Genomic DNA, 7,649 nt, shown 5'->3' with positions numbered 1-7,649 from the left:
GCGCACGCCGCTGCGCCCGACGTACGGCTGACCTCGGCCCTTTCCGAAGAGAAACGCCTGGCCGCACAGCGCCTCGCTGCCGGAGTCGTGGCGCGGGTACGGCAGCTGCGCGAGCTGGGGCTGGGGTATCTCTCGCTGGACCGCGCCACGCCGACGCTTTCGGCCGGGGAACTGCAGCGCCTGCGGCTGGCCACGCAGCTGAGCTCGTTGCTGTTTGGCGTTCTTTACGTGTTGGATGAGCCTTCAGCGGGCCTGCATCCTGCTGACAGCCATGCGCTGTACAACGCGCTGGACCGGCTGCGCGACGGAGGAAACTCGGTGTTCGTGGTCGAACATGATCTGGAGCTGATGCGCCGCGCGCAGTGGCTGGTGGATGTGGGCCCCGAGGCCGGCGAGCGCGGCGGGCGCGTTCTCTACAGTGGGGAGCCTGAAGGGCTGCGCGAGGTCAAGGATTCCCGCACCGCCAGGTATCTTTTCGACCAGGTGCCCGCACCGGCCAGCCGGCAGCGCAGCCCGGGCGGGTGGCTGGAGCTGAAGGGCATCCACCGCCACAATCTACGAGGTGTGGATGCCCAGGTGCCGCTTGGGCTGCTCACCGCCGTGACCGGCATTTCAGGATCGGGCAAGTCCAGCCTGATGGCGCAGGCGCTGCCTGAGTTGATGCTGCTGCACCTGGGCCATGAGCCCATGGACGATTCCGCCGACGCCGCGCCCATGGAAGGACCGTCGGTCATCGAGGCAACGCGAGGTCAGCTGGCAGGCGACGTGGACGCCATCCAGCGCGTCGTGCAGGTGGATCAGAAGCCCATCGGCCGTACGCCGCGGTCCAACCTGGCCACTTACACCGGGCTGTTCGACCATGTGCGCAAGCTGTTCGCAGCGACGCCAGCGGCGCGCCGCCGCCGATTCGACGCCGGGCGATTTTCGTTCAACGTGGCCAAGGGCAGATGCGAGACCTGCGAGGGCGAGGGGTTTGTCAGCGTCGAGCTACTGTTCATGCCCAGCGTCTACGCGCCATGCCCCACCTGCCACGGTGCGCGTTACAACGAAGCCACGCTGAAGGTGCGGTGGAACGACCGCAACATCGCCGAGGTTCTGCAGATGACCGTGGATGAGGCGCACGCGTTCTTCATCGAAGAAGATGCCATTGCGCGCCCGCTGCAGCTGCTGCAGGAAATCGGCCTGGGATACCTGAGGCTCGGGCAGCCGGCCACTGAGCTTTCCGGCGGTGAAGCGCAGCGGATCAAGCTGGCCACCGAACTGCAGCGCAGCCAGCGCGGGCGAACCCTGTACGTCTTGGACGAACCCACCACCGGCCTGCATGCCTCAGACGCGGATCGGCTGTTGGTACAGCTGCAGCGGCTGGTGGATGCAGGCAACACCGTGGTCATGATTGAACATGACATGCGGTCTGTCGCGCAGGCGGACTGGGTGATGGATGTCGGCCCCGGCGCAGGAGGCGAGGGCGGCACCATCGTGGCAACAGGAACACCGCCTGAGGTCGCCCGCGCGCCAGAAAGCAGGACAGCGCCGTTCCTCGCGCGGGAGCTGGGCATCACCGCGCACCGCGCCGGCGGGCCGCCCTGAAAGACGGCGACGTGCACCGTAGAGCCGGGCTTGCCCGGCTGCTCTTTGCTGGCGAATGATGATGCCAGCCGGGCAAGCCCGGCTCTACGCGGTCAGATCATCAGTCACACCCACGCCAGGGCTTCAGACATCAATCACGCCCGCACCAAGGTGTCACGCCATCAACCACACCCGCACCAGCGAAATCAGCTTGTCCACATCCAACGGCTTGGCCACATAGTCATTCGCCCCGGCCTGGATGCATTGCTGCTGGTCATCCGGCATCGCCTTGGCGGTCAGCGCGATGATCGGTAGATCACGGAAGCGCGCATCCTGCCGGATCTCGCGGGTAGCCGTCAGGCCATCCATTACCGGCATCATGATGTCCATCAGCACAAGTTCGATGGGATCGGGACCATCAACAGCACCCTTCAGTGCATCGATGGCCTCCTGCCCATTGCGGGCAATGGACACCTTGCAGCCCTGCGGCTCAAGCACGTTCATCAGTGCATAGATGTTGCGGACGTCGTCCTCCACCACCAGCACGCGCTTGCCTTCCATCGCGCTATCCCGGCGCTGCGCGATGCGGATCATGCCCTGCTTGGATTCCGGCAGGTTGCTGACCACCTGGTGCAGGAACAAGGTGACCTCATCCAGCAGCCGCTCGGGTGAACGTGCACCCTTGATGATGATGGAGTTGGAATAGCGGCCCAGACGCACCTCTTCCGCCGGCGACAACACCCGTCCGGTGTAGACGATGATCGGGGGCAGAGCGTGCGTGCTCTTCTCGCTGAGCATCTCCAGCAGCTCGAAGCCGGAAGCATCGGGCAGGGTCAGGTCCAGCACCATGCAGTCGAACGTGTGCTGCGAAAGTGCCTCCAGGCATTCCGAGGCGGACCCGGCACCGACCGTCTCCACGTCGGCGCCCGCCAGCAGTTCACGCACGGCGTCCAGCTGGACGGCATCATCCTCCACCACCAGCACCAGGCGCGGCCGCTGCAGCAGCCGGCGCTCCAGCGAATCGAGCACGTCGGCCAGCTGGTCGCGGGTGGCCGGCTTGCCCAGATAACCTACAGCACCCAGGGACAGCGCCTTGTGCGAGTGGTCCATCGCAGACACCACGTGGATGGGAATATGCCGGGTGCGCATGTCGTGCTTGAGAATGTCCAGTACCGAAAGCCCCGACTGGTCGGGCAGGCCGATGTCCAGCACGATGGCATGCGGCAGCTCTGCCCGCGTGGCCGCGAGAGCATCGCGGGCGTTGTGCACCAGATGCGCACTGAAGCCCATTTCAGTGACCAGATCGCGCACGATCTCACCGAATGCGATGTCGTCCTCGACGATAAGAATCAGCCCGCGTCCATTGTTGCGCGTGGCAACCGGCACCGGGCGGGCCTCCTGCGCCGGTACTGGCATGCGCTCGACGACGGGAGCCGCATGCTGCTCTGCGGGAACCAGCCGACCTGCAACCGTCACCCGGAAGCAGCTGCCTTTGCCCAGCTCACTGTCCACGGTGATGTTGCCGCCCAGCAATCGAGCCAGCTCCTGGGAAATGGACAACCCCAGCCCGGTGCCGCCGTAACGACGGCTGATCGAGCCATCGGCCTGCTGGAATGCTTCGAAGATGCGCGTCTGCTGCTCGGGCGCGATGCCGATGCCGGTGTCTGTCACCGAGAACACCACCAGGCCATCGCGCGCCGCCGATGCTGTCACGGAAACGCCGCCTTGCTCAGTGAACTTCAGTGCGTTCGACAACAGGTTCTTCAGAATCTGCTCGAGGCGCTGGCGGTCGGACTCGATCACCAGCGGGCAGCCGTCAGCCATGGAGACGCTCAAGGTCAAACCTTTCTCAGCGGCGACCGGCCCCAGCAACGTGGCGATGTCGCCCAGCAGCTTTTCAACACTGAAAGCCTCGGCATGCACCTGGATATGCCCGGCCTCGATCTTGGAAAGATCCAGAATCTCGTTGATGAGGTTCAGAAGGTCCGAGCCCGAGGAGTGAATGGTGCGGGCGAACTTCACCTGTTCTTCGGTCAGGTTGCCTTCGCGGTTGTCGCCCAGCAGCTTGGAAAGAATCAGCGCGGAGTTGAGCGGCGTGCGCAGCTCGTGCGACATGTTGGCCAGGAACTCGGACTTGTACTGGCTGGCACGCTGCACCTTGCTGGCTTCGGCCACGATGCCGGCATTGGCGCGGGCGAGCTTGTCGCGCTCTTCCTCCAGCTGCAGCGACTGGTCGAACAGCTGGTTGTTGGTCTGTTCCAGCTCTGCCTGCTGTTCTTCCAGCTCCGCCTGGGAAGCGCGCAATGCGCGGCTGTGTTCCTCCAGCTCTTCGTTGGAAACCCGCAGCTCCTCGCTCTGCACCTGCAGGGCCTCGGATTGCGCCTGGGTCTGGGCCAGAAGCTCGGACAGCTTGGCCCGGTAGGCGGCCGAACGCAGGGCTACGGCCAGGTCACCGGAGGCCATCTCCAGCAGTTCAACCACCTCGCTGGGTACCGCGCCGAAGAAGCCGAGTTCGATGACCCCGGTGACTTCTCCTTCATGGATGGCAGGTGCGATGACCAGATGGCGGGGTTGGCTTTGTCCCAGTCCCGAACCGACCGTGAAGTAGCCGGCCGGCACGTCCGATACCAGCAGCACGCGCTTCTCGTCCACGGCGCGGCCCAGCAGGGACTCGGCCGGTCGCAGCGCGCCGCCTTCGAGGATGTCGACGGCCGAAGTGGTGCCCACGGCACCAATGCGATGGAAGCCGGCTTCGGTCGGCACAAACAGCATGCCGGCCTCGGCGCCGGTGTAGCGGGCAAGGAAGCCGAGGCTGGCCTTGGCCAGAACATCGTTGTCCAGGTCGCCACCGGTCGCAGTGGTCAGCTCCAGCCTGCCCTGCTGCAGCCAGGCGCTGCGGTCGCGGGCCTTGGCGTGGCGGCGAAGCAGGAAGGCGATGAGGGTGGTCAGAATGATGCCCAGCACGGCAGTGGCCGCACCGGTGGTGAGCGCCGCGCTGTAAGCCTCGTCCATTTCTGCCAGGCGCTGCGCGCGCTTGTCGAGCTCGATGGTACGCATCGCGGTAAGGCGTGCACGGATGTCATCCATGGCGGCCTTGCCGCGATTGGAGTTGACCACGGTCAGGGCTGCTTCAAACCCCTGGGTGCGCCGCAGTTCGATGGTCTCGTGCAGCTCCTCCATCTTGGCCTGGACCCCGCGCTTCAGCAGTTGGAGCCGCTCGCTCTGGGCGGGGTCGTACGCCAGCGCCCGCTGCATGGCTTCCAGCCGCGTGTTGGCATCGCGCAGCGCGGTCTCGTAGGGCTCCAGATAGGCCTCATTGCCGGTAAGCAGGTACCCTCGCTGGCCGGTCTCGGCGTCCTGGACGGCCGAGAGGACGTCGCCCAGGGCGGTCATCGTTTCCTGGGAGAGGATGACCTCAGCACTGCCTTCCCGGATGGTGCGGATGTTCTTGCTGGCCAGGAAACCGCTGCCAAGGAAGAACAGCATGACCCCAAGGAGGGGCCAAAGCGTACGGAAGGCAGCGCCGGCATTGGGGGAGTCAAAGCGGGGCTTGAGCTTGGCGGTCATTGACAGGGCAGGGTAGGCGCAACAGCCCAGCGTAGCATGGGGCGATGCCTCAGCGACGGCGAACCCGTAGAGCCGGGCTTGCCCGGCTGCCATTCGCATCAACCTAAAACGTGCCTCCCTAATCTCGGGCCAAAGCAGCAGCCAGCTTCCGCTCCATATCTACATAGCCATCGTCGGCGATGTCATAGGTCACCTTGTGAATGTGCCCACTGAAGGCCGACGGGGACGGGTAGCGGGTAGACACCGGGTCACCGCTGTCGTAACCCACGGCGAGCCCTTCGCCCGCCAGCGCATAATGCCCGGTCTGGGTGCGGAAGTCCGCGCTTGCCACAACGCGGTCGTCCACGTGCAGCGTCATGCGCCCCACGGCTTCGTTCTTTTCGCTGATGGACTTTTTGTCAAAGCTCACCCCCACCAGGTGTCGGCCTTCCGCAGGGATAGCGGCTGTCAGCACCTGCTCGGGCGGGATCCCCAGGAAGTTGTAGACGAACTGAAGCTGACCGTTGGCCACGAACAGGCTGTAGCCACCGAATCGCGAGCCCTGTGAAACGATGACCCCCTGCGTATCCGCAGAAAACTCCACGTCGGCAATGATGCGGAAGGAAGTGCCCAGCGTCCGCGCTGAAGACGCTTCAGGCACCTCGGTTGTGCCCGGGTAGTAGACGTAACGGCCATCCGCGGGCGGGGCGACCTTGTATTCCAGAGAGTGAATGCCAACTACGCCGTAGTCGTTCAATGGCAGCACGTTGAAGCGTTTCGCTTCTTCCAGCCAGAGCGCTGCCAACTCGGCCACTTTGTTCGGATGTTCGGCGGCGAGATCGTGGGCCTCCGAGCGATCCTGGTCGGTGTGGAACAGCTGCCAGCGGTCCTGTTCGAAGGCCCCCTTGTTGATCATCGGCCCGTGCTCTGTTGCCGCTTTCCAGCCGTTGTGCCAGATCCCGCGCGTGCTTAGCATTTCGTAATACTGGGTCTTCTTGCGGGTAGCCGCTTGGGCGTCGTCAAAGCTGTAGCGCATGGACACCCCGGGCAAGGGGGATTGTTTTACTCCATGCACCACCTCCGGCATGGCCACGCCGCAGCATTCCAGAATGGTCGGCACGATGTCCGTGCAATGGTGATACTGGTGGCGGACCTCGCCTTTGGCCTGGATACCCTGCGGCCAATGGATCACCAGAGGATCGCAAGTGCCGCCGGCATATCCCGCGTAGCGCTTGAACATGCGGTACGGCGTGCTGAACGCGACCGCCCAGCCGGTAGGATAGTGGTTGTAGGTGTCGGGTGAGCCGAGTTTGTCGATCAAGGCCAGGTTCGAGGCGATATCGTCCGGGTAACCGTTGAAGAACCGGTTTTCATTGACCGACCCGTCGGGGCTGCCTTCGCCTGACGCACCATTGTCGGCGCAGTACAGGATCAGGGTGTTGTCCAGCTGCCCTGACTCTTCCAGATAGTCGATCAACCGCCCGATCTGCACGTCAGTGTATTCAGAGAAGGCGGCATACACCTCGGCCATGCGGCTGAACAGCCGCTTCTCATCGTCATTGAGGGTGCCCCAGGGACGCACGCTGTCGCCTTCAATGAACGTCCCCTCCGACATCGGGTTGACGTCGGTCAGGGCGGTGCCCTCGGGCAGAATGCCGCGCTCAATCATCCGCGCCAGCACCCAGGGTCGATACGCTTCGTAACCGTCGTCGAACTTTCCCTTGTACTTGTCGATGTAGTCCTGCGGCGCGTGGTGCGGAGCGTGGTTGGCACCCGGGCAGAGCCACAGGTACCACGGCTTGTCAGCGCGGGACTGACGGCTGTCCTGAATGAAGGAAATGGACTTGTCGACGATATCCTTCGAGAAGTGATATCCCTCTGCGGGCGTGGAGGGCTGGCTTACGTAGTGGTTGTCCTCGATCAGCTCAGGGAACCACTGGTTGGTTTCGCCGCCGATGAAGCCGTAGAAGCGGTCGTAGCCGAGGCCCAACGGCCAGTGCCGCCGGTTGGCCGCGATGTCGAACGCATCGACCGGCACATTGTGGTTCTTGCCTACCCAGAGCGTCGACCAGCCGGCATCGCGCAGCACGGTGGCCATGGTGGCGTTCTCGGGCGGGATATGCCCGGCGTAGCCGGGGAAGCCGGCAGCCGATTCAGCAATGGTGCCGAACCCGTTCTGGTGATGGTTTCGCCCAGTGAGGAAGCAGGACCGGGTGGGAGAACACACGGCGGTGGTGTGCCACTGGCTATAGGTCAGGCCGTTGCGGGCCAACCTGTCCAAGGTGGGCATTTCGATCCGGCCGCCATATGGGGACCAGGCGGCCTGTCCAGTGTCGTCATACAGGATGACCAGGACATTGGGGGCCCCCGCAGGGGCCTTGCGGTCAAGGAACGACGGCCAGTCAGGTTTGGACTGGCGGATGTCCAGGTCGATGTAGCCACCGAAAGTGCCGTTGGCCATGGCGTTTTCCTCGATAGAGCGGCTATTCAAGGCCAATCCGCTCTACGAGACATCAGGGAAACTACCGAAGGATGCC

Annotated in this window: 2 protein-coding genes and 1 pseudogene; 1 reads left to right on the top strand and 2 read right to left on the bottom strand. The window is 64.1% G+C overall.

Translation table 11 applies throughout. The features are described 5' to 3' along the window. Positions 1-1,587 (top strand): annotated as a pseudogene (locus tag EGJ34_RS09505) (excinuclease ABC subunit A); the annotation flags it as partial. Between the two features lie 153 nt (positions 1,588-1,740). Here the strand turns inward: EGJ34_RS09505 and EGJ34_RS09500 are convergent. Both EGJ34_RS09500 and EGJ34_RS09495 read right to left on the bottom strand, forming a co-directional pair. Beyond that, on the bottom strand, positions 1,741-5,052 hold the full coding sequence (locus EGJ34_RS09500; protein WP_221740404.1) for a response regulator: 3,312 nt from the start codon (positions 5,050-5,052) through the stop codon (positions 1,741-1,743). A gap of 199 nt (positions 5,053-5,251) precedes the next feature. Further along, positions 5,252-7,573 (bottom strand): arylsulfatase, encoded by a 2,322-nt coding sequence (locus EGJ34_RS09495; protein ID WP_125360248.1) that lies wholly within the window; start codon positions 7,571-7,573, stop codon positions 5,252-5,254. Positions 7,574-7,649: the final 76 nt, after the last annotated feature.

The sequence above is a fragment of the Stenotrophomonas sp. 278 genome (genome assembly GCF_003935715.1).
Classification (GTDB): Bacteria; Pseudomonadota; Gammaproteobacteria; order Xanthomonadales; family Xanthomonadaceae; genus Stenotrophomonas; species Stenotrophomonas maltophilia_AH.
This window is presented reverse-complemented; position numbering and strand designations above follow the sequence as displayed.

Coding starts and splice junctions, on each gene's coding strand:
- EGJ34_RS09500 (WP_221740404.1), bottom strand. CDS start 5,052: ATGCTGTTCTTCCTTGGCAGCGGTTTCCTGGCCAGCAAGAACATCCGC.
- EGJ34_RS09495 (WP_125360248.1), bottom strand. CDS start 7,573: ATGGCCAACGGCACTTTCGGTGGCTACATCGACCTGGACATCCGCCAG.